Below are 21006 nucleotides of genomic sequence, written 5' to 3'. Positions count from 1 at the left end.
AAAGGGGAAACCGATATGGGCATGTGGAGAACCGGGATTATTGTTGTTGGCGTTTCTGCGGTCCTGGCGGGGGCTGTCGCGGCCCGCCAGGGCGCTGCCCCCGCCAGAATCATCGTTGCCGACGCCAAAACAACCAACCACCTGAACCTGTATGTGGCCCAGGAACGCGGGTTGTTCCGGAAACACGGGCTTGACGTCGCCATTGTGGAGGCCAGGGACCCGGCCCTGGCCCGCGATTTGGTGATCTCAGGCCAAGCCGATGTTTTCTGGTCGTGCCCGTCGGTGGCTGTCTCGGCCATCGCCAACGGCGCACCGCTCAAGATAATTGCCCAGGTCAAGGCCCCCTGCTCCTCGCTGCTCGTCGTTCCGAAAGGTTCTCCCATCAAGTCCTACAAGGATTTGAACGGGAAACGCATTGCCGGCAGTTCCCCGGCCTGCGAGGCGGTCATTGCCTACGAGAAAAAGGCCCGTGAAACCGGCGCCCGCTTTGTCCTGGAAAAGTTGGCCGGAGGGCAGGCCATAGCTGCACTGGATGCCGGCAAGGTGGATGGCGCCATCCTGGAGGACCCACACCTCGCCATTGCCGAGATCAAAGGATATCGGGTGGTCCTGCGAGATGCCCCCCAAAAGTTCCCCTGCCGAACCATCAATGTACGCACGGCCTATCTCAAGGAAAACCCGGACGCGCTCAAGCGCCTGGTCGCGGCCATCCGGGAGGCCAATAGCTTTATCAACAAAGCCCCTGCCTCCCGACAGGTCGCGGAGATAGCCCTGAAATACACCGGGGCGCCGCAGCAGGCGATCACGCGTGCCGCTCGTCGTTTTACGTTTAGCGACAGGATCAATGAAAAAGGTTTAAACACCCTGGGTGAGGAGTTGGCGTCCCTGAGGGAAATCCGGGAAAACCCGAAGGATAACCTGTATGCCCCAGCATTCAAGGGAATTACCTGGGGTCGTGTCCATTAACCATATTCACTACGGAGCCGCGGAGGATTACTAACTGATGAACCGGAAACTACAATCACGTGCCCCATGGTTTGCGCTGCTCTTCACAACGATACTACTGTGTGCGGCATGCCAAAAGCAGAATCCTCCCCAGGGTTCCGCCTCGTCGTCACCGGTGCTCCGTATCGGCTACGGGGACAGCCCCCTGCTGGGACCGATCTACGCAGCCGATGAACGCCAGACAGGCCGGCCGCACACCTGGCAAGCGGTCCCCATCGGTAGTGGTGGCGACATCGGCTATTCCCTAATCTCGGGCAAGATCGACGCCGGATTCGTGGAGACCAACAAGGCGGTCAAGCTGCTCAAGGCACCCGGAGGCGAGACCCTCAAGGTGGCCGGGGCCGTACAGTTTCCCTACGGCGCGACGCTGGTGATCCGCAAGGACCTGAACATCCGCCTGGGGGATCTTGCCGGCAGGACCATTGCGGCCCAGGAGCCGGACTGCAAGCTGCTCCACCAGTTCAGGAGGGACGCCAAGCGACTGGGCGTCGATGTGGATCGCATACATACCCGATTCATGTCTTTCGACGAGATGGTGCCCGCTCTGGAGGCGGGCAAGGTCGATGCCGTGCTGGTAAAGGGCTCCTACGCGGTACTCGCCGAGCATCTGGGGCACAAGGTGCTCTACCAGAATTGGGACATCAAGGCCGGCGACGAATGTTGCCCGGCGGCCCTGGCCCAGAGCGATTATTTTCTGGTGGTCAGGGGAGGGGCCGTGGAGGCGCTCAAGCCGGTGGTGCAGTCCCTTTTGGCGGCCAGCGCACTGCCCCCTGCCGAACTACGCAAGGCGGTAAGCAAAAGGCTCGGTTATTCCCGGGAAGACCTGGAGCGGCTGCCGGCGGCAAACTTCGTGACGGTGGGCGATGACCTGCGCAAGGAGTTGGGAGATGGGCGATGCCTGGTACTCCGCTGATTGCGGGTGAGGCTGAAGGTCGCTGGCGGCGGCTGTTGGTTGAGGTGCGGCTCTTCTGGCGGTCATCCTTCGGCAGCCTGTTGTCCCGGGAATCCCTGACCGTTTTGGTTCCGCTGCTGATCTTCTGGGAGGTCCTGCCCCTGCTCGGCCTGGTGCCCGCATCCCTGGTCCCGCCACCCTCAACACTTGTTTCCGCCTGCAGCCAGATGTTTCAGAAACAACACCTGCTGGCACACCTGGGCGAGAGCGCGCTCCGATTCTTGCTCGGCTTCGCCCTGGCGGTGGCGACCGCTTTTCCCCTCGGGGTGGTGATGGGGTGGAACCGGTTCATCCGCAAGCACTGCCTGCCTCTGTTCCAGATCCTGGCGCCGATCCCGCCGCCGGCCTGGGTGCCGGTCACCATAATCGTGCTGGGTATCGGCCTGCCGATGCAGGTATTCCTCATCTTCCTGGGGGTTTTCTATCCGGTGTTGTTTAGTACTTACCAGGGAATCAGTGAAACCAACCCCCGGTACATCGCCTCGGCCCGCGTCTTTGGCGCCAGTGAATTTACCATCATCACCCACGTCCATATCTGGCACGCCCTTGGTTCGGTTATCATGGGGATCAGGATCGGCATCGCCCTGGGGCTGGTCATGTTGGTGGTGGCCGAAATGCAGAGCGGCGGCAGCGGAATAGGCTATTTGCTGTTGCGGGGCAAGGAATATTTTCAGATCGACCGGATGGTGGTCTGCATGCTGATCCTGGGCGCGGCGGGATGGCTTATGACCGAAATCATGAAATACGCCGAGTTGAAGCTGGCCGTATGGCGCATCGAACGGTGACGCCATGATCGAGGCGGTCGCTATCACCAAAACCTTTCCCATTTCAAGCGGGCAGGGGCGTACGACGGACAAGACGGTGCTGCAGTCGGTGTCGCTCACCATCGGGGACGGCGCCTTTGTGTCCCTGGTCGGTCCGACCGGCTGCGGCAAGTCCACCTTCCTGGAAATTCTGGCCGGTCTCCAGGCGCCGTCCCACGGCGAGGTGCGCATCGACGGGACTCGGCTCTTGGAGCCGCTACCCAACACACCGTCCGGGATTAAAGCGTATCGCAAAAAACACCGCTTTCTCTCGCCCATCGCCAACAGCCTCTTCCGCAACAAACCCCGGCACGACATCGCCATGATCTTTCAGGACTACGCCGTCTTCCCCTGGATGACCGCCCGCCAGAACGTACAATTCGTCTTGGGGCTGCGCGGCGTCCCCCGGGGTGAGCGTGAAAAACTGGCCCGCCACTATCTGGCTATGGTCGGACTGGAGGAGGCCGCCAACAGCTACCCAGCCCACATGTCGGGCGGCATGCGTCAGCGGCTGGCCCTGGCGCGGGCCTTTTCCGCGGAACCCGGGATCATCCTAATGGATGAGCCCTTTGCAGCCGTTGACGCCCTGACCAGGGAAAAGCTCCAGGACGATCTGGTGCGTCTCTGGGAAACCAGTGGCATAACTATTGTTCTGGCGACTCACGATGTGGGCGAAGCGGTCTGCCTGTCCGACGAGGTCTACGTCTTTTCCCCTGCGCCTGGAGCGATTCGTGGTCGGGTTGCCATTGACGTTCCCCGGCCGCGACGGCATCAGACTGTTGCCGTTCAGGGTCTCAAGGAGCAGGTTTTGTCCCATTTTCTGAATACGTAGCCCGGCCCTGTACGCCCTCCGCTGAACCGCGCTTGCGCCACGTTCTCCGCATTCAATGATTATCCCCTTGATTACTCAACAAAATGAGTCTGAAAGCGGGTGCGTTTTTGCCACTTTTCTACGAATATTTAAATAAAATATAAAATAGATAGACATAATATTATTTTTTTGTTGACGGAGCCACCTGTAAATGTTAACTTGACCATCACTTAAGCAACACCACTTAAGTCAAGAACTCTGTCCAACTGTTTCAGCTTCACACAATCATACCGGCAACGGCCGACCAGATACACTGGAGGTCAAGGCTGGGCGAGAATTTCGCCCATACCTTGACCTCTTTTTTTATTTTCTACCCCAACGAGGAGCTGGCTCATGGATGTAAAGATCGCCGTGGCAAGCAGCGACGGGACGACAATAAACGAGCATTTCGGCAGGGCGCAGGCCTTCCGCATCTACCGGCTGCACGACGAAGGGCATGAATTCCTGGAACTGCGGAAAAATACCCCGGTCTGCGGGGGGCAGCAGCACGACGACGATGTTCTGGACCAGGCGGCACAACTCATTTCCGACTGCCGAGGGGTCGTGGCCGCCCAGGTCGGCCCCGGCGCCATCGACGCCCTCATCGGCCACCGGATTCTGGCCTTCACCATGGGTGGCCCCATTGACGAGGCCCTGGAAACATTGCGGGCGTCGAAGCGTTTTACCTACATCAAATAATCGGAGGAACAGATGGCAAAAAAACCGAAACAGATAGCGATCTATGGCAAGGGAGGCATCGGTAAATCCACCACCACCTCCAATATCACCGCCGCCCTGTCGGTAGCAGGCTACAAGGTCATGCAGGTCGGCTGCGACCCCAAGAACGACTCCACCGTCACCCTGCGGGGGGGCAACTATATACCCACTATCCTTGACACCCTGCGGGAAAAGAAGAGCGCCAAGGCCAGCGAGGTGGTCTTCTCCGGTTTCAACGGCGTCCACTGCGTGGAGGCCGGCGGCCCCGCGCCGGGGGTCGGCTGCGCTGGTCGCGGCATTATCACCGCCATTGAGCTGCTCAAACAGCAACGGGTTTTCGAGGAACTGGACCTGGATTACGTAATCTACGATGTCCTGGGGGACGTGGTCTGCGGCGGCTTTGCCGTACCGATCCGGGAAGGGATCGCCGAGCACGTTTTCACGGTGTCGTCGTCGGACTTTATGGCCATTTACGCCGCAAACAATCTGTTCACCGGCATCAAGAAGTACTCCAACAACGGTGGGGCACTTTTGGGCGGCGTGATCGCCAACTCCGTCAATGCACCCTATGCCAAACATATCATCGACGACTTCGTGGCACGCACCAACACCCAGGTGATGGAGTATGTACCTCGTTCGATCACCGTCACCCAGGCCGAGTTGCAGGGTAAGACCACCATCGAGGCCTTCCCCGATTCCGAGCAGGCCCAGGTCTATAAGAAGCTTGCCGACCGGATCGCCAACCACACGGAATCCAGGGTGCCGGAGCCGCTGAGCGCGGAGGCGCTGCGCAAGTGGGCCGCCGACTGGTCCGATCAGATCCTGGCCGTTGAGGCCGGGGAGGTCCGCAGCAGCGGGGCAAGCATCTAAGAGGTTGTTGAAAAACAGCCATCTCGCCGCCCTCCTCGAAAGCCCTTTCGTGCGGCGTAGCGCTGCTACGCCTCCTCAGGGCCTTCTCCGGGTGCGACGATCTGACTATTTTTGAACAACCTGAGCTTTTCAACAGTCGCAAATACCCTACTTCGGAGAGAATCATGGCCAAGAAAAAGAACGTACTGACCTGTGGCGACTGCGCCACCATCAACTGCAACTCGCGGACCTCCGTTTTTCCCGCCTTCTGCCTGACCGAGGCCGAGGATAAACAGGAAATTGAGGAGGTCAACCGCATTTATCGCGAAGATCCGTTGGTTTCGAAAATTTCCAACGCCGCCGCAGAGGTCGAAGGGACCTACTACGGCAGGTTGACCCGCGTGGAGGAAGTGGCCGCCTTTGCGCGCCGCATCAAGGCAAAGAAGGTCGGCATCGCCACCTGCGTCGGCCTGATCAACGAGACCAAAAACTTCATCAAGTTTCTCGATGCCCAGGGAATCCAGAGCTATACCGTGGCCTGCAAGGTCGGTTCGGTGGACAAGACCGAATTGGGTATTCCTGAAGAGTTCAAGATCAACAAAGGGCAGCACGAATCGGCCTGCAACCCGGTGCTTCAGGCCCGCATCCTGGCCAGGGAAAAAACCGATTTGAACATAATCGTCGGCCTGTGTGTCGGCCACGATTCCATGTTCATAAAATATTCCGAAGCGCCGGTAACCTACCTTGTGGTCAAGGACCGCGTGCTGGCCCATAACCCGGTCGGCGCGCTGTACACCAGTCACTCGTACTACAAGCGGCTGGCCGATAAACGGGATCTGTGAGGATATTTCCATGTATGAAGTAACATTGTCCAACGTCAATTATTCCTACGGTGACCAACGGGTCCTACAGGACATCACCTTTACCGCCGAACCGGGAGATTTCGTCTGCCTGCTGGGGCCGTCCGGCTGTGGCAAGAGCACGCTCTTGCGGCTTCTGGCGGGCCTTTCCTTTCCGTCGTCAGGCGGTATAACCCTGGACGGGAAGCAGATCAGCGGTCCCGGCCTGGACCGGGGCGTGGTCTTTCAGGATTACTCCCTGTTTCCCTGGATGACCGCCGGGCAGAATATCGTCCTGGCCCTGGAACAGGCCTTCCCCGGAAAGAAGAAAGATGAGTACCGGGAGACGGCGGCCGGCTACCTGGAAATGGTCGGCCTGGCGGATGCCTATGACAAGCTCCCCGGCCTGCTTTCCGGCGGGATGCGCCAGCGGGCGGCCATTGCGCGGGCCTTTGCCATCAACGCGCCGGTGCTCCTGATGGATGAGCCCTTCGGCGCGCTGGACGCCATCACCCGCGCTCGGCTCCAGGACCTGCTTCTCCAGCTCTGGCAGCAGCGGCAGGACGAGCGCAAGACCGTCTTCTTCGTTACCCACGACGTGGAGGAGGCCATCCTGCTGGCCAACCGCATCGTTGTGCTGGGTGTCAATCCCGGTACCATAAAGGGAGTATTCGAGGTGGACCTACCCCGTCCCCGCATCCGCCAGGAACTGTACCACAACCAGACCTTCCAGACGCTGCGGGACCGGCTGGTCACGGTGCTGTACGAAAACATCCTCTCCGAGCTGGATGCCGGTCAGATAGTCGCATCCCAGGGGGATGGGATATGAATTTCGGGCATGTCCACCGGATAGCGGCACCGTCTCTCATGGCGGTACTGTTGCTGGTCTCCGGCGTCATGCCGTGCCATGCGGCGGGAAAATTTTTCCGCTTGGGCTATCTGGACCACCCCGGCAGCGCCCTGTGCCGCGTTGCCGCAACACACGGGCATTTTCGCGAAGAAGGATTGCAGGTCAAGCTGGTCAAATTTCAGGATACCGCCAGCGGCTTGGCCGCCCTTGAAGCGGGCTCCATCGACGCCGGGGCCTTCATGGTCGGAGAGGCGCTGGGGCAGATAGCCAAAGGAAAGGGATTTCGCATCATTGCCGGAGGCGGGACCCCCACCGACACGGGGCCGCTGGCAAGCCTGGACGAAAACCACCAGGGTGAGCAGGAGCGCAGGGGGATTGTCGTGCTCGTACCGGCAAACCGGCCGGTGGCCGAAAAGGGCTCCATCATCGGCTTGACCGCCGCCCTGATCCGGGCCCACCGCACGTTGCAGCAACAATCACCGGTAGTCAGGCAGGCGACGCTGCAGAAGCTATCGCAAGGTGCAACCGTCCCGAATATCCATTTCGACCCCAATCCTGACTATTGGCGCATGCTCCGCATCTGGCAAGGGCTCGGCCTCCAGGATGCCGCTATGCCGGGTGATTTCCTGGCAAACCATGTCTATGAAGAGATTTACTGTGATGCGCTGGATCGCCTGTTGATTGGTCCCATGGACCCTGTCCTGCAAGAGCTGTTCTCCAAGGCGGTCTGCACGCCCAATTGCTGCCCGGCCAATTCCGGCAGACTATTTACGTTACAAGGAGGTAGTACCCAATGAAGAGGATCATCGCCGCTTTCCTGCTGTCAATGTTCATGATGTCCGTCGCTGTTGCCGCGAACCTGCCCAAGCTTCGGGTGGGGTATGTCCCTGAGCCGGCCCACGGGTTGTACTTCGTGGCCAAGGAAAAGGGCTACTTCAAGGAAGAAGGGGTTGACGTGGAGTTGTTCCAGTTCGGCAGCGCCTCCGAGGGCATAGCTGCGCTCAAGGCTGAAAAACTGGACGTGGGCACCTTCGGCACCACCGCGCCGCTGTTGTTCATTTCCAAAGGGTCCGACTTCACCTTCTTCGGCGGCATGATGATCGGCGGACAGGCCATTGTCACCCGTCCGGATCGTCTGGCCGAACTTGCGGGTAAAAACCTCAAGGTCTACAAAGGGAAAAAGATCGGCCTAGTGAAGCTTTCCACCGGTGATGTCATCTTCAAGGGCGCCCTGAAAAAAGCCGGCATCGACTGGAAAAAGGATATCACGTTCGTTGAGCTGGGCTCGGCCACGGCGGTGGTGGAGGCGATCAAGAAAGGTTCTGTGGATGCCGGACTCCTGTGGCCGCCTCACTTTTCACTGGCCGAGAAGAACAGCGGCTTGAAGGTTGCCCACTACCTTGAAGAATACTACCCCAAATACACCTGCTGCCGCATCGTTGCCCCCACGGCCAAACTGAATGCCGACAAGGATACCTATCGCCGTTTCCTGGCCGCGCTGATCCGTGCCTACAGGTTCTATAAAACCAACCCCGAAGAGACGGTCAGGATCTATACCAAGTCCCTGAAGATCGACGAAGGCATCGTCCGCAATGAAACGTACGTGAAAAAGGTGTCCGAATCGAACCCCGACCCGCTCCGCAAGGGAATATTGGATTTCTGGCAGCATATCCGTGAAGCGGGCTACATCCCTCAGGACTACCCGATCGATAAGCATATCAACACCGACATCTACAAGCAGGCGCTTGATTCGGTCATCAAGAAAAATCCTAAGGACAAGGTCTATCAGCAGATGCTGAGCTTCTACAAAAAGAACAATTGAGAAGGCATTCCAGGGCTGCGATTCGGAACCGCACATTCATACCTATCAGGATATAACCCATGAACCAGGTAACAACTACTTCAAACCTGCTCTTTATCACCCTGCTGGCAGCCATTCTCTGGCCGTCGGCGGGGCCGGTCCCCTGGCACCTCCTGACCGTGGCCATTGTGGTCAAGGCCATTGATCTGATCATGCTGGCTACCGTCAAAAATGAAGCATCGCGTCGGGGATCCAGCGATGTGAGCGCCATCATCCTTGCCATTCTTCTGGCATGGTACGTGGCCACCTCCCGCTTCATTGTGCTGGACAAGATGCTCTTCCCCCAGCCGGAAGCGGTATTGACGCTGTTCGTGGCCGAATTGCCGGACATGCTCAAGGGGCTGGTGAACTCCCTGATCCTGTTGGTGAGCGGGTATCTGCTGGCTGTGGCAACCGCCCTGCCGCTGGGGCTTCTGGTCGGCTGGCGGGTCCGCCTGTTCCATGCCGTCAACCCGTTCACCAAGGTGCTGGGGCCCATTCCGCCCATTGTCTATATTCCCTACGCCATTGCCCTGTTGCCGAGCTTCCGTGCTGCCTCGATCTTCGTGATCTTCATCGGCGCTTTTTGGCCCATTTTCATCAACACGGTCAACGGTGTCTTCAACATCCCCAAGGGGCTGTTGGACTCCGCCCGGGTACTGGGCTTGAAGGAGCATACCTTGCTGCTGCGGGTCATCCTGCCGGGTGCCATGCCCTCCATCTGCACCGGGGCTACGCTTGCACTGGTCTTTGCCTTCGTGCTGTTGACCGCCGCCGAACTGATCGGGGCCAACTCGGGCATCGGCTGGTATGTGAAGAACTTCGCCGACTTTGCCGACTACCCGCGGGTGGTCGTGGGCATCATCTTCATAAGTCTGGTGGTGCTGGTCATTACCTTCGGCACGGAACGGCTTGAACGCCATTTACTGAGGTGGCGGAACTAACTTTAGTCCATTTTCATATTACTTAAAGGAGAATCAGATGAGGTTGAAACAAGTGGTACTGGCAGGCAACATTATTGCCCTGGTGCTGGTCGCGCTGCTGCTGACCATGACCCAGGCACAGGCCAAACAGCAGGGAAAACTCAAGGTTGGCTATACCCCCGGCGGCGCCAGCATCCTGGCCTTTGTCGCCCAGGATCAGAAGCTCTTTACCAAGGAGGGCGTCGAGGTCGAATTGGTGCAGTTCAGCAGCACCGGCGACGGCCTGAATGCGCTCAACAGCGGCAAGATCGACATCGGGATCTCTTTCGGCACGGCGGCGCCGCTGACCTTTATCTCCAAGGGATCCGACTTTACTATCATCGGCGGGGCCCTGGCAGGGGGGCATCCGGTAATAGCCCTTCCCGCGCGGGCCGGGCAATTTAAAACCATCAGGGACTTCAAGGGGAAAACGGTTGCCGTTCCCCGGCTCTATACGGCGGACGTGGTCTGGCGCGGGGCGCTCAAACGCGCCGGACTCGACCCGAACAAAGATCTGAAGATCATAGAACTGAAAAATCCGCCTGCTGTGCTGGAAGCGGTCAAATCGGGCAAGGTCGATGTGGGTATCGGTGCGTCGTCCATCTTCCTGCAAGCCAAGGAATCCGGCCTCGCGATCGTCGGGTGGAGCAACGATTTTTTCCCGCAGCATCCCTGCTGCCGCATCGTCGCCAAGGGCAAGGCGGTCAACGGCGCCCCGGACGTCTACCGGGCTTTCCTGCGGGCTCTGCTGCAAGCCGAAAAGATCAAGGACACCAACCCCAAATTGGCCCAGAACATAACCAAGCGCTATATGAATATCGACGACAACCTGGCTGCCACCTTCGTGAGTGAACCGCACCAGCACGTCAGCGTCGATCCCGACAAGCACCGGGTCAAGCAGATGTGGCATGAGCTGAAGGAGATCAACTATGTCACGTCGGAACTGGATATCAATCGCTACATCAACACCCAGTTGTACCGCGACGCGCTCGGTGAATTGATCCGCCGCAATCCCAAGGACCGTTATTACCTGAATGCGAAAAAACACTTTGAAAAGCAGAACAGTTAGAGGGAATAGCCCGTGTTACTGACCACAAACGTTAAAAAATACACCGGGACAGTCATCATCATCCTGATCTTCGTAGCCATCTTCGAACTGGCTACCGATATCACGGGATGGCTGGAACCGGTCCTGTTCCCCGGGCTTTCCAGGATTCTCCCGGCATTTGCCGAGGCGCTCCCCAAGCTCCTCGAAGGCCTGTTGAGCTCCTTCGGCCTGCTGCTGCCCAGTTATTTCCTGGCTTTGGTCCTGGGTGTCGTCCTAGGGCTTTTCGTCGGCTATCACCAGGCCGTGCGGACCACGCTGATGCCCCTCTTCAGGGGCATCAGCCCGATCCCACCCACGATGCTGATCCCCTACGCCATCTCCGTACTGCCCACGTTCTGGCTCTCGTCGGCATTCATCGTTTTTGTGGGCGCCTTCTGGCCCATCCTGATGGGGACCATCCATGGGGTAGTGCTGCTGGAGGAACGTTATCTGGATAACGCCAGGGCGTTGGGGCTCCATGGCAACCGCCTGTTCCGACTGGTGGTCTTTCCGGGGGCGCTCCCCCATATCTTTGCCGGGGCCGGGATGGCGCTGGTCTTCAGCTTCATCCTGCTGACGGTTGCGGAGATGTTCGGGGCCAAATCCGGCATGGGGTATTTCATTCAGTATTATTCGGACTTCTCCGACTATCCCCGTGTCCTGGCAGGCATGATCTTCATGTCCATCTTCATCATCCTGATGATGGAAATTTTCGATGCGATCCAGCGCAGAGCCCTGTACTGGACAGGGAAACGGTAAGGAGACCGTCATGTCCGGCAAAAATTTATCATCCGAAAGCACTTCGCTGTTTGTCAACGAGATCCCCAAGTGGGGCGAACCGTACCCGAATATCCTCAATCGCCAGTCGGTATTCGAATGCCTGAAAGACTACATCCTCCAGGCGAACCTTTATGAATACAGGCCCGACCGGCGCAAGGTACTTGCCGTGCGAACCTCGGACCGGACCGCCACCCTGCGCAACGCCAGCATCCCCATCCGCCAGGAGGTCTACTACTTCATAGAGGGAGAACTGTTCCCGGAAGAGGGGGCCACCCGCCTGAACGATGGGCAAAGCGCGACGGAACTGGCCGAGGAGTTGCTGGAAAATATCTACGAACAACTTTATATCTGGACCGCCTATGACTTCACCAAGGGGTCGCCCCCCGGCTTCAGAAAACCCTTTGACGTCCCTCTGATCGTCAAGGGATCGCCCCATCCCAACCCCGAGCAGAAGACCAGGGGGCGGGAGATCAAGAACGGGATCAACCCCTTGTTCTTCCAGCCCGATCCCGTGCCGAAAAATGTGATTGACGGAAAGGTTCGGCCCGATGTCCCGTACGATGAACTGTTGCATTTTGTGGCTCATCTGGTGAAGACCGATTTCCGCAACGCGCTCCCGGAAGGGACAAACCCGCCGATCTGGGCTGAACCGCTGATCGGCATCGCTTCCGCCCATGACTCGTTGTTCGAGCGTTTTCAGGACCCGGAGGTGGTCGGCCCGGGGCACCGGCTCCCCTATGAATGGCTGCCGGGAGCCCGTTCGGTCATCAGCGTCTTTCTGCCGTTCACGGAGCATATATCGGCCAACTACTCCAGGGAGCAGCGTTATTCCGCCATCGAATTTTCGTCCGGCAAATGGAACGGCTCAAAGTTTCTCAACGTGGTCCGCCGGGCCTTGATCCGTTTTGCCGCGCAGCATGGTGGCAAGGCTGTCGCGCCCAATATCGACCCCCGCTACGATTCCGATAACTGGCGGCCGTTCTGGTCGGAGCGGCATGCCGCTTTCGCCGCCGGACTCGGCACCTTCGGCCTGCACCAGAATTTCATCTCCGAAAAGGGATGCCTGGGGCGGCTGTGCAGTGTCGTCACCACATTGCACCTGACCCCGACGGAAAGGAACTACACGGAGGTCTACGGCTACTGTCTGTATGCCTTTGACGGAAGCTGCGATGCCTGTATCAGGCGTTGCCCCACCGGGGCCGTCACCGATGCCGGCAAGTTGCCCGGAAGGTGCGAGACCCACGGCAACAAGGAACATTTCAAGGAATGGAATTACGGCTCTTGTGGTCATTGCTCCACCAATATCCCCTGCTCGCGGGGGATTCCGGCAAAGATCAGAAAAACGCTGTAACGCCATACCTGAGCGGGAACGAGATGAAAACATCTGGAAAAACGGAGAAAGGAACAACCATGAGCTCTATCGACCTGAAATCCCCCCCAAAGCGTGAAGACCGCCTCAAGGCCTGCATCGCCCACGGCGGCACGATCTGCGAAATGGCCGGCGCCAAGGGCAAGAAGTCCTGCCTGCACGACGACGGCGAACGCTCCTTCACCCAAGGGTCCATCTGCCTGATCCTGCCGGCCCTGGCCATGCTCAACACCCTTCCGGACAATGTGGTGTTGCTGCACAGCGCCATCGGCTGCGGCGGCTGCACCCACTCCCAGAACACCAATGTGCGCTTCGGCAGCAATGCGCGCTGGGGACGCCCCAAGGACGGCGTCTGGCTCTCCACGGCCATGGATGAAACCGATGTCATCACCGGCGGCGAAGAAAAACTGGAAAAGGCCATCATCGAGGCCGACCGGCGGTACCGCCCCTTCAGCATCACCGTGGTGGCGGGCTGTGTACCCGGCATCATCGGCGACGATATCGACGGCGTGGTGCAACGGGTCCAGCCCCAGGTGACCGCCAAACTGCTACCGGTGCATTGTGAAGGTTTCAAAACCAAGATCTGGGCCACGGCCTACGATGCGGTCTACCACGGCATCGGCCGTACCCTGCTTCGGGAAGGTGAACAGGCCCCGACCGAGGACGGCCTGGCGCCCTTCAAGGGGCTGGAGCGGCTGCCCCGCACCGTCAACCTTATGAACGTGTCCTCCATGGGGCGTGTCGACGAGGTGGAGCTGGAACGCCTCCTGACCACCCTCGGTCTGGATGTCAACGTCTTCCCGGTCTTCGCCCATCCCGAGAACATGGTCAAGGCCACCCAGGCGGCACTGTCGGTCAGCACCTGCCCGACCCATGACGACTATTTCCTCGGCTATCTGGAGGAGCGTTTCGGCGTCCCCTCCCTGATCCGCCACATGCCGATCGGCATCGAGAACACCGGCCTCTGGCTGCGGGACGTGGCGGCCCGTTTCGGCGAAGAGGAGAAGGCGGAGCGGATCATAGAGCATGAGGAACGGGAACTGCGGGAGGCGCTTGAGGTCTTCCGCCCCTTGTTCGAGGGGAAGCGGGTCTTCATCAGCGCCGGCGAGTTCCGCGCCCTGGCAACGGCCCGTCTGCTGGAAGAGCTGGGGCTCACGGTCTCTGGCATCCGCTCCTTCCACCACGACGAATTCGCCGAGGGGGAATATCGGAAACTGGCCAATTCCAGCAAGGACGATTATGTGATCGATATCGCCAACGTACAGCCCTTCGAGGAGGCCAACCTGCTGAAAAGGATCAAGCCGGACCTGTTTCTGGGGCATGCCAACGGCAACGGCACCGCCGCCAAACTGGGCATTCCCACCCATGTCATCTACAACACCGGACTGGCTTACATCGGTTACCGGGGGGTCTACGAGGTCGCCCGCCGCCTGTACCGCCAGCTCAAAAATCCGATCTATAACCGCAAGCTGGGCGAAAACCTCCGGCTTCCCTACAGCGATGCCTGGTACACAGCGGACCCCTTTTCCCATATCGATCAACGTGGAGGTACAGCGGCATGAGCGACAATTTTATCGAACGGCCCCGTTACGTGTGCGCACTTGGCGGTGCTGCGGCAACCATCGCGGCCCTTCCCGGAGGCATCCCCATCCTTCATTCCGCCTCGGGCTGCGCCGGCAACTTCGCCTGGGCCCAGAACGGCGGCTCGGGTCTCCAGGTGGGGGGGTATTGCGGGCCCCTCTCCATCCCCAGTTCCAACGTCCAGGAACGGGAGGTGGTCTTCGGCGGCGATGCGCGCCTCAGGGAACAGGTCGAAAGTACCCTCAAGGTCATGGACGGCCAGATCTACGCCATCTTGACCGGCTGCGTCACCGAGGTGATCGGCGACGACATCAAGACGGTGGTTTCCGATTTCCGCGATCAGAATGTTCCGATCATCGGCGCCGAGACCGGGGGATTCAAGGGAAACTCCTACTGGGGATACGATCTGGCCTTGCAGTCCCTGTTCCGGGAATTCGTGGAGCGCGGCGCGGCAAAGGTCAAAAACAGCGTCAACCTGTGGGGCGTCGTGCCGTCGGCAGACCCGTTCTGGCGCGGCAACCTGGAAGGGGTGCGCCGTCTGCTGGAGGCCCTGGGGCTGACCGTCAACTCGTTCTTTACCTCGGAAGACACCATAGAGAACATCCGCGGGGCCGGGGCGGCCTCATTGAACATCGTCGTGTCCCACGTCTACGGGGTTGAGGCTGCCAAGCTGTTCGAAGATATCCACGGCACACCCTTTCTGAGCCTGTCGTTGCCGGTGGGCGCCAGCGCCTCGGAAGCCTTCCTGCGGAGCGTGGGCAAGGCCCTGAAGATTTCCCGGCAGAAGGTCAACACGGTCCTCAGCCGGGAGAAACAGGCCTACTTCCGCTTCCTCGAACCGCTGACCGACTGCCTCAACGACCTGGACCTGCAACGTTACGCCATCGTCGTGGGCGACGCCAACTATGCCACGGCCCTGACCAAGTTCCTGGCCGACGACCTGGGATGGCTCCCCGAACTGACCGTCTGCACCGACCCCTTGGAGGACGAGGAAAAGGACCGGCTGACCAGCCAATTGAACGTTCTGGAGTCGCGCTACAAGAGCACGCTGGTCTTCGAGACCGACGGCAGCCGCGCCATCGAACACCTGCAGAAGAAATGGCCGCCGGCCGGTGGCCAAAAGTACCATAACGCCTTCAGCCCGGCCTTTGTCATCGGCAGCTCTTTGGAGCGGGAACTGGCCCAGACCATCGGCGCTCCCCACCTGTCGGTCAGTTTCCCGGTGTCCAACCGTGCCGTGCTCGACCGGGGCTACACCGGTTTCCGCGGAGGACTGCGCCTGACCGAGGATATCCTCAGCGCTGTTGTGGCGGGGAGGTAGACTCCTTCCGGCACCGGGGTGATACCGCTCCAGACGTCGCATCGTGAACCCGCCCACCCTTCCGAGGGTTGAGCGGGTTTTCCTTTTCCCGGCCATCTCTCCCGCGCACGACACGGCCATTCATGGCCCCGCATCACGGCATTTTTGATCTGAGTCAAAGCCATGCCGGTGATTTATGCTACCTTTGACGTGTTCCGAATGCACGCTCCAGCACCATCTTTTGCGGGCACTGAGCCCGGTTGTCAGCGGCGCATACCGCCTGAAACGTATCTTGGTCATGAAATCGGAGGCATCGGCTGAATGAAAAAACGCATTTCAATCTTTGTGAGAAGGCACCTTGCGATCAATAAGAGGCTTGCCAGGCTGCCCCGCAACTGCAAAGCCCCGCTCCGGGGGCCGCGCCCGCCCATGTCGCTGCGCTATGCCGTCTGGAGCTTCATCAGCGCCACCCTGGGTATTCTTGCTATTTGCGAGGTGACTACCCTGGTCGGCCATCCCTTGCTGATCGGCTCGTTCGGCGCTTCGGCGGTTCTCCTGTTCGGCGCCACGGATTCGCCGCTGGCGCAGCCGCGCAACCTGGTCGGAGGGCACCTTGTCTCCGCCACGGTGGCGGTGGTTGTGGTCGCCCTCTTCGGCTCCTCGCCGGTGACCATGGCCATTGGGGTGGGGCTGGCCATTTTCGTGATGAACGTGACCCACACAACCCATCCTCCCGGCGGAGCCACCGCCCTGATCGGCGTACAGGGGGCGGTGGGCCCGAGCTTCATCCTGATGCCGGTGCTGGCAGGGGCGTTGATCCTTCTGGCAACGGCGATCTTTACCAATAACGTGGTGTATCATCGCTCGTACCCCAAACATTGGCTCTAGCTTTTAGATGCTATTTCTGCGCATCGCCTTGTCTGCATCCAGCCCGGCGCGTTTTTCTCGTTTCCTACGCACCGCGGCGCGCATCCCGAAGAACCCGCCGGTTGCGGTCAGCACCCAGATGGTTGCCGTAACGACGATTTCACTTGTGGTGACCATTACATGCTCCTTTCCCCCAGAGTCGCCGTAGGTTCACGGCACCGTCGGCAGGACGAAATTGGCCCCGGCAAACTGGATGGCAGCCGGGTCTGCGGCGCGAGGCGGCGATACGGCATGCACGCCGCCGCACTCCGGGCAGGCCTGGACGAACGACACCAGTAAAAAGGATGCGCCGCATCCCTGGCACGTTGCCGTCAGCCCGCCATTGGGTAGGGGTGACGCTGCTAGAGCACCGCCATGGGCTGCAAGCACGAATTCCACAAGTTCTCTGCCGGTGGCAAACGGCCCTGCTCCCGGTCCTCCGTTTGGTCCACAATCGCACATAGTCTGCTCCTCCTGAATTGGTGTGTCGCTATCCGAGAGCAGCATACCCCCCTGCATTCACCTTATGCATGACGTACGTCAAATTATTCATATTATCCGGAAATTCCACGCGCCGCGACCAGGCACAGAAAAGCCCACCTCTTTCGGGGTGGGCTTTTCTGTGCTCCCTGCTTCCCGTCTCTATGCAGGGGGAGAAACGATCGATTCAAACGATTGCATCCACTTGGTGCCGCCGCCATCCGAGCCGCCGTCGTCACTCCCACTGTATTTGTAGGTGAAAATAAGTTTTGTGCCCGGCGCCGCCATGGTCGGCAACGTGACGCCGAAGGTGGTAAGACCGTCCTTCTCCAGGGTCCGCGGGATCACATAACCCACTGACCGGCTGACGACCTTGCCGCTGGCGTCAATCGACGATACCCAGATCTCAATATCTTCCATCGTTGCATAACGGACATTCTGGATAACGCCGTTAATGGCGGTGATGCCCTTCTCCGCTTTCACATCCCACCCCATATTCACATCAAACTGGGAATAATGCTGTGGTGACGTTTTTAGTTGTTCCCTGAGCCGGTCCGGGAGCGACGTGAACCCTCCCAGCAGGAACAGGGCTCCCATGAGCAGTAGCGCTTTGCGTATCATAATCGCGTACCTCCTTCTCGATTCATTTTCTCAAGTTGTGAGGGGAATTTCAATAGGCAATTAATGAAAGGCGAGCGCAGTAAGGAAAGGAAAACTCTGTGATTCAGTTCACGGCTGTACTCTCTCGTTCGAGCGCAATCCTGAAAAAGAAGCCATGAGGAGCAGGGATCCCACCGCGGTGAAGAGTAGATAATCCGTGGGCACGCCCACGGCCCAATGTTTGTGCCAGGGGATGAATTGCGGCCTGAAATGGGCGATGCCGAAGGCCGGGTTCATAACGAACCAGAGGAAGTCCTCGATGATCCAGAAGATCATCAACGAACCGAGGCACCGCGCCTCCTGACGCCAGGTGATCCGTCCCACGATGGCGTGGGGCAGGTGGAAGACCAGGCACATGAAGGAAAATACCCAGGCGTGGTAGCCGGTCATGGCCCGGCCGCCCCAGAAAAGGTCCAGCAGCCAATGCTTTTCGACGCGCCAGGTGGGCAGGGAAGCGGCCCAGCCGTTAGCCCCCTCGATCTGGATTTCGGTCATGGCAAAGAACAGCCCCAGGAGTGTTACCCAGGTGATGAGGAGCAACAGGTGCCCTGCGTGGGACCAAGGGGTTTTTTTCATAGACGGTTTCACCTTCAGCTTGTTTGTGCGGGGAAAAGGATTTAGAACGTGCCCTGAACGATCTCCAACACCTGCCGGGCCGCATCCGGCCGCCCCAGCCCCAGGGCCTTCTCCCCCATGCGCGCCAGACGCTCCGGCTCGTGCAGCAGCATATCAACCCGCCAGGCCAGGGCACCGGCGTCGCAGGCCTTCATGGCCGCACCGTTTTCCAGCAGGAAATCGGCGTTGCGTTCCTCCTGGCCCGGGATCGGCGATACCACGATCATGGGCAGCCCCATGGCCAGGCATTCCGAGGTGGTCAGGCCGCCCGGCTTGGTGATGGCCAGGTCGCTAGCCGCCATGGCCCGCTCGATCACCTTGGTGAACCCAAGGGGGAAGAGCCGGCCCGGATGGTGGTGGGCCATGGCCCGGAGATCGGCCAGCAGTCGCTCGTTTTTTCCCGCCAGGGCCACGATCTGGAAATCCCCCTCCAGTTTGAGCAGCCGTTCGGCCAGAAATTGGATACTCCCCACACCGGCGCCGCCGGACATCATCAAGAACGTTTTCCGGCCGGGATCGAGCCCCAGTTCAGCGGCGCAGGTGGCGCGGTCCAATTTTTGTCCGAAAGCCGGCATGATCGGGATGCCGGTCACCCGAACGCCGGTCGCCGGGATACCCCGCTCGGCCATGCGCCAAGCCACCTCGTCGTGGGCGGCGAAGTAGCCGTTCAACCCCTCGTGAATCCAGAGGGCATGCACGTCGAAATCGGTCACCTGTACCCAGACCGGCCGTTTGAACTCTCCCTTGCGGATCTGGCGCGCCAGCAGTTGGGCCGGCAGGAAGTGGGTGCAGATCACATGGTCCGGGGCGATCTCGGCCAGCACCCGTTTCAGCTTCCGGGTATTTAGCCGCTCGATGGCGCTCCTCAGGCGGCTCAGGGCCGAATCCACCTTGTCGCGGTCGGTCTTGTCGTAGAGGTAGCCCCAAAAGGCCGGGTGGCGTTCCACCACCTTGATATAGGTGTCGGCGTAGATGGTCTTGAACAGTTTGGGCACCAGCGCCATCAGGTCCACGTGGACCGTTTCCAGGTTGGGATACCATTTCTCCGCCGCGGCCTGGAGCGCCTGGGCGGCCCGCACGTGGCCGGCGCCGGCCGAGACGCTCAGGATGGCGATTTTTTGCCGTTTACCGGTGGTGCCGGTCATGGTGATATCCGTGTGTTGGCAGTTTTGCACAAATCAGGAGCCTCCGGTATTATCCCAAACAGCCGCCGCGATTGAAAAATTCCTTGCGGATGTTGGTACGGTGGGCGTAGAGGACCACGAGCACCAGCAGGCAGTAGAGCGTCGTTTCCACCGATACGGGTGGGGTGCCGCTCCGCAGATGCCCTGCTACGACAAACAGGGGGGAGCAGGCCAGGGCCACCAGGCCGGTCTTGGTGGTGCCGCGCAGAAACGGATAGGCCACGGCGCAGAGGGCCAGGCCGGTCAGCAGCACCAGCGGCTTGAGCAGGATCATTCCACCCGCGAAGGTGGCGAACCCCTTGCCGCCGCGCAGGCCGAGCTGTATCGGCCAGATGTGCCCGGCAACAGCCGCCAGCAGGGCGGCGCAGGGAAGCCACGGGGCGGGGCTCAGGTAACGGGCCAGCCAGACCGCCAGCAGCCCCTTCCCGGCATCGCCGAGAAAGGTGAGGATAAAACCTTTGGTGCCCAACAGACGCCCCACGTTGCGGCTCCCCAGGTTGCCGCTGGCAGTGGCGCGGATATCCTGGCCGGTCAAAAACCGCACCAGGTAGTAGCCGGTGGCGAAACAGCCCAGCAGGTAGGCGACGGTTATGGCGATAATGGTTTGTGTCATGAACGCCTCGATACGCCCGCGCCCTTCTGGCGGTACAGCACCCAGCCGCCCCACAGGAGCGCCGCAAGCATCAGGACCGCGCCGCAGCCGAAGGAGAGGCGTGCGATGAGGTGGTCGTACCGCATCCACCCCAGGCGGGTCAGGATGATCTCCCAGTCGTGGTAATCCGCCACCTCGCTCCCGGTAACCCCGCCCAGGAGCATCAACTGCCCGGCCCGGGCGTCGTCCATGTAGGGCGCGATGTCCATGAAGCTCTGGCCGAGCCACCAGAGGCCGACCGAGGCGGCAAACCGGTCCGTCTTGAGAAGGAAGGCCACTGTTACCACTAACGGTATGATCCATTGCCCCAGGGTACCGCCCAGGACCTGGAGAAATCTGCCGAAGGGAGAGAAAAAGAGGTGACCCGCCTCGTGGAAAGGGAGGTTGATCAGGTGCATGAACGATTGGTTGAAAAACTCCCCGCTGATTGGCGCCGTCATGAACCGGACTCCCCATACGGCGAGGCCCAGCCAGAGGCAGAAACGTCCCGCCAGCAATAGCCGGTTTTCCTCCGCCTCAACCGCGAACAGTCGTTCTTTGAACGGACCGGTCACCCCTGACAAGGTAGCGGTAGGCGTTGCGGCGACTTCAACGGTTACCAGTTGCGGCGCAGAATGCACCTTGGCGAAGATAACGCCGCAACGCAGGCAGTGGTCGGAGCCGTCAGGCTGTTCATGGGTGCATTTGGGGCAGATCATGGTGCTCCGTCTCCGCCTGAAAACATT

24 protein-coding genes are annotated in these 21006 nt (G+C 59.9%); 17 read left to right on the top strand and 7 right to left on the bottom strand.

The genetic code is table 11. The features are described from left to right. Positions 1 to 15 precede the first annotated feature (15 nt). The 17 genes from F6V25_RS15880 (at position 16) to F6V25_RS15800 (ending at position 16672) form a co-directional block, all read left to right on the top strand. Positions 16 to 966 (top strand): ABC transporter substrate-binding protein, encoded by a 951-nt coding sequence (locus F6V25_RS15880; RefSeq protein ID WP_191966233.1) that lies wholly within the window; start codon positions 16 to 18, stop codon positions 964 to 966. A 37-nt stretch (positions 967 to 1003) separates the two neighbouring features. After that, entirely contained in the window at positions 1004 to 1918 is a 915-nt protein-coding gene (locus tag F6V25_RS15875) for an ABC transporter substrate-binding protein (protein ID WP_151129589.1), read from the top strand. Beyond that, positions 1900 to 2742: an ABC transporter permease gene (locus tag F6V25_RS15870; protein WP_151129588.1), complete on the top strand. Its 843-nt coding sequence runs from the start codon at positions 1900 to 1902 to the stop codon at positions 2740 to 2742. The genes F6V25_RS15875 and F6V25_RS15870 overlap by 19 nt, the downstream gene beginning before the upstream one ends. 4 nt (positions 2743 to 2746) lie before the next feature. Beyond that, positions 2747 to 3592, top strand: coding sequence for an ABC transporter ATP-binding protein (locus tag F6V25_RS15865; RefSeq protein ID WP_151129587.1), 846 nt, complete (start codon positions 2747 to 2749; stop codon positions 3590 to 3592). Between the two features lie 372 nt (positions 3593 to 3964). After that, positions 3965 to 4309 (top strand): NifB/NifX family molybdenum-iron cluster-binding protein, encoded by a 345-nt coding sequence (locus F6V25_RS15860; protein ID WP_151129586.1) that lies wholly within the window; start codon positions 3965 to 3967, stop codon positions 4307 to 4309. 12 nt (positions 4310 to 4321) lie between these two features. Further along, positions 4322 to 5197 carry a nitrogenase iron protein gene (nifH, locus tag F6V25_RS15855; protein WP_151129585.1) on the top strand — a complete coding sequence of 292 codons (876 nt, stop codon included), beginning with the start codon at positions 4322 to 4324 and terminating at the stop codon, positions 5195 to 5197. A gap of 164 nt (positions 5198 to 5361) precedes the next feature. Continuing rightward, complete coding sequence (locus F6V25_RS15850; protein WP_151129584.1) at positions 5362 to 6018, top strand: DUF1847 domain-containing protein; 657 nt, start codon at positions 5362 to 5364, stop codon at positions 6016 to 6018. Between the two features lie 10 nt (positions 6019 to 6028). Beyond that, positions 6029 to 6844 (top strand): ABC transporter ATP-binding protein, encoded by an 816-nt coding sequence (locus F6V25_RS15845; protein ID WP_151129583.1) that lies wholly within the window; start codon positions 6029 to 6031, stop codon positions 6842 to 6844. Then, positions 6841 to 7662, top strand: a complete 822-nt coding sequence (locus F6V25_RS15840) for an ABC transporter substrate-binding protein (RefSeq protein WP_151129582.1) — start codon at positions 6841 to 6843, stop codon at positions 7660 to 7662. The genes F6V25_RS15845 and F6V25_RS15840 overlap by 4 nt, the downstream gene beginning before the upstream one ends. Further along, positions 7659 to 8687, top strand: a complete 1029-nt coding sequence (locus F6V25_RS15835; RefSeq protein WP_151129581.1) for an ABC transporter substrate-binding protein — start codon at positions 7659 to 7661, stop codon at positions 8685 to 8687. Before F6V25_RS15840 ends, F6V25_RS15835 begins: the two co-directional genes overlap by 4 nt. Before the next feature lie 59 nt (positions 8688 to 8746). Beyond that, positions 8747 to 9649, top strand: coding sequence for an ABC transporter permease (locus F6V25_RS15830; protein ID WP_151129580.1), 903 nt, complete (start codon positions 8747 to 8749; stop codon positions 9647 to 9649). Between the two features lie 37 nt (positions 9650 to 9686). Next, a complete protein-coding gene (locus tag F6V25_RS15825; protein ID WP_151129579.1) occupies positions 9687 to 10736 on the top strand; it encodes an ABC transporter substrate-binding protein in 1050 nt (349 codons plus the stop codon). Positions 10737 to 10748: 12 nt separating this feature from the next. After that, positions 10749 to 11513, top strand: a complete 765-nt coding sequence (locus tag F6V25_RS15820) for an ABC transporter permease (protein ID WP_246167074.1) — start codon at positions 10749 to 10751, stop codon at positions 11511 to 11513. A gap of 10 nt (positions 11514 to 11523) precedes the next feature. Continuing rightward, complete coding sequence (locus tag F6V25_RS15815; RefSeq protein ID WP_151129578.1) at positions 11524 to 12885, top strand: epoxyqueuosine reductase; 1362 nt, start codon at positions 11524 to 11526, stop codon at positions 12883 to 12885. Between the two features lie 59 nt (positions 12886 to 12944). After that, positions 12945 to 14465, top strand: a complete 1521-nt coding sequence (locus F6V25_RS15810) for a nitrogenase component 1 (protein ID WP_151129577.1) — start codon at positions 12945 to 12947, stop codon at positions 14463 to 14465. After that, the gene (locus F6V25_RS15805) at positions 14462 to 15805 is read left to right on the top strand and encodes a nitrogenase component 1 (protein ID WP_151129576.1); all 1344 of its coding nucleotides are present in this window, start codon (positions 14462 to 14464) and stop codon (positions 15803 to 15805) included. The genes F6V25_RS15810 and F6V25_RS15805 overlap by 4 nt, the downstream gene beginning before the upstream one ends. A 300-nt stretch (positions 15806 to 16105) precedes the next feature. After that, a complete protein-coding gene (locus F6V25_RS15800) occupies positions 16106 to 16672 on the top strand; it encodes an HPP family protein (RefSeq protein WP_151129575.1) in 567 nt (188 codons plus the stop codon). Positions 16673 to 16675: 3 nt separating this feature from the next. Here the strand turns inward: F6V25_RS15800 and F6V25_RS17105 are convergent, their stop codons facing one another. The 7 genes from F6V25_RS17105 to F6V25_RS15770 form a co-directional block, all read right to left on the bottom strand. Continuing rightward, positions 16676 to 16828: a hypothetical protein gene (locus tag F6V25_RS17105; RefSeq protein ID WP_191966232.1), complete on the bottom strand. Its 153-nt coding sequence runs from the start codon at positions 16826 to 16828 to the stop codon at positions 16676 to 16678. 33 nt (positions 16829 to 16861) lie between these two features. Continuing rightward, positions 16862 to 17152, bottom strand: a complete 291-nt coding sequence (locus F6V25_RS15795; RefSeq protein ID WP_151129574.1) for a hypothetical protein — start codon at positions 17150 to 17152, stop codon at positions 16862 to 16864. A 180-nt stretch (positions 17153 to 17332) separates the two neighbouring features. Then, the gene (locus tag F6V25_RS15790; protein WP_246167073.1) at positions 17333 to 17791 is read right to left on the bottom strand and encodes a hypothetical protein; all 459 of its coding nucleotides are present in this window, start codon (positions 17789 to 17791) and stop codon (positions 17333 to 17335) included. Positions 17792 to 17899: 108 nt separating this feature from the next. After that, positions 17900 to 18406: a hypothetical protein gene (locus tag F6V25_RS15785; protein WP_151129573.1), complete on the bottom strand. Its 507-nt coding sequence runs from the start codon at positions 18404 to 18406 to the stop codon at positions 17900 to 17902. 41 nt (positions 18407 to 18447) lie between these two features. Beyond that, the gene (locus F6V25_RS15780; RefSeq protein ID WP_218043563.1) at positions 18448 to 19620 is read right to left on the bottom strand and encodes an MGDG synthase family glycosyltransferase; all 1173 of its coding nucleotides are present in this window, start codon (positions 19618 to 19620) and stop codon (positions 18448 to 18450) included. A gap of 19 nt (positions 19621 to 19639) precedes the next feature. Next, positions 19640 to 20242: a glycerol-3-phosphate acyltransferase gene (locus F6V25_RS15775; RefSeq protein WP_151129572.1), complete on the bottom strand. Its 603-nt coding sequence runs from the start codon at positions 20240 to 20242 to the stop codon at positions 19640 to 19642. Beyond that, positions 20239 to 20979, bottom strand: a complete 741-nt coding sequence (locus F6V25_RS15770; protein WP_151129571.1) for a zinc ribbon domain-containing protein — start codon at positions 20977 to 20979, stop codon at positions 20239 to 20241. The genes F6V25_RS15775 and F6V25_RS15770 overlap by 4 nt, the downstream gene beginning before the upstream one ends. Positions 20980 to 21006: the final 27 nt, after the last annotated feature.

The organism is Oryzomonas japonica, from assembly GCF_008802365.1.
Lineage (GTDB): Bacteria > Desulfobacterota > Desulfuromonadia > Geobacterales > Pseudopelobacteraceae > Oryzomonas > Oryzomonas japonica.
The sequence above is the reverse complement of the archived record's forward strand: the minus strand, read 5'-3'. Positions and strand labels throughout refer to the sequence as shown.

Excerpts from the sequence above, each read along its gene's own strand:
- F6V25_RS15880 (WP_191966233.1), top strand. The coding sequence starts at position 16 with ATGGGCATGTGGAGAACCGGGATTATTGTTGTTGGCGTTTCTGCGGTC.
- F6V25_RS15875 (WP_151129589.1), top strand. The coding sequence starts at position 1,004 with ATGAACCGGAAACTACAATCACGTGCCCCATGGTTTGCGCTGCTCTTC.
- F6V25_RS15870 (WP_151129588.1), top strand. The coding sequence starts at position 1,900 with ATGCCTGGTACTCCGCTGATTGCGGGTGAGGCTGAAGGTCGCTGGCGG.
- F6V25_RS15865 (WP_151129587.1), top strand. The coding sequence starts at position 2,747 with ATGATCGAGGCGGTCGCTATCACCAAAACCTTTCCCATTTCAAGCGGG.
- F6V25_RS15860 (WP_151129586.1), top strand. The coding sequence starts at position 3,965 with ATGGATGTAAAGATCGCCGTGGCAAGCAGCGACGGGACGACAATAAAC.
- nifH (WP_151129585.1), top strand. The coding sequence starts at position 4,322 with ATGGCAAAAAAACCGAAACAGATAGCGATCTATGGCAAGGGAGGCATC.
- F6V25_RS15850 (WP_151129584.1), top strand. The coding sequence starts at position 5,362 with ATGGCCAAGAAAAAGAACGTACTGACCTGTGGCGACTGCGCCACCATC.
- F6V25_RS15845 (WP_151129583.1), top strand. The coding sequence starts at position 6,029 with ATGTATGAAGTAACATTGTCCAACGTCAATTATTCCTACGGTGACCAA.
- F6V25_RS15840 (WP_151129582.1), top strand. The coding sequence starts at position 6,841 with ATGAATTTCGGGCATGTCCACCGGATAGCGGCACCGTCTCTCATGGCG.
- F6V25_RS15835 (WP_151129581.1), top strand. The coding sequence starts at position 7,659 with ATGAAGAGGATCATCGCCGCTTTCCTGCTGTCAATGTTCATGATGTCC.
- F6V25_RS15830 (WP_151129580.1), top strand. The coding sequence starts at position 8,747 with ATGAACCAGGTAACAACTACTTCAAACCTGCTCTTTATCACCCTGCTG.
- F6V25_RS15825 (WP_151129579.1), top strand. The coding sequence starts at position 9,687 with ATGAGGTTGAAACAAGTGGTACTGGCAGGCAACATTATTGCCCTGGTG.
- F6V25_RS15815 (WP_151129578.1), top strand. The coding sequence starts at position 11,524 with ATGTCCGGCAAAAATTTATCATCCGAAAGCACTTCGCTGTTTGTCAAC.
- F6V25_RS15810 (WP_151129577.1), top strand. The coding sequence starts at position 12,945 with ATGAGCTCTATCGACCTGAAATCCCCCCCAAAGCGTGAAGACCGCCTC.
- F6V25_RS15805 (WP_151129576.1), top strand. The coding sequence starts at position 14,462 with ATGAGCGACAATTTTATCGAACGGCCCCGTTACGTGTGCGCACTTGGC.
- F6V25_RS15800 (WP_151129575.1), top strand. The coding sequence starts at position 16,106 with ATGAAAAAACGCATTTCAATCTTTGTGAGAAGGCACCTTGCGATCAAT.
- F6V25_RS17105 (WP_191966232.1), bottom strand. The coding sequence starts at position 16,828 with ATGGTCACCACAAGTGAAATCGTCGTTACGGCAACCATCTGGGTGCTG.
- F6V25_RS15795 (WP_151129574.1), bottom strand. The coding sequence starts at position 17,152 with ATGTGCGATTGTGGACCAAACGGAGGACCGGGAGCAGGGCCGTTTGCC.
- F6V25_RS15790 (WP_246167073.1), bottom strand. The coding sequence starts at position 17,791 with ATGATACGCAAAGCGCTACTGCTCATGGGAGCCCTGTTCCTGCTGGGA.
- F6V25_RS15785 (WP_151129573.1), bottom strand. The coding sequence starts at position 18,406 with ATGAAAAAAACCCCTTGGTCCCACGCAGGGCACCTGTTGCTCCTCATC.
- F6V25_RS15775 (WP_151129572.1), bottom strand. The coding sequence starts at position 20,242 with ATGACACAAACCATTATCGCCATAACCGTCGCCTACCTGCTGGGCTGT.
- F6V25_RS15770 (WP_151129571.1), bottom strand. The coding sequence starts at position 20,979 with ATGATCTGCCCCAAATGCACCCATGAACAGCCTGACGGCTCCGACCAC.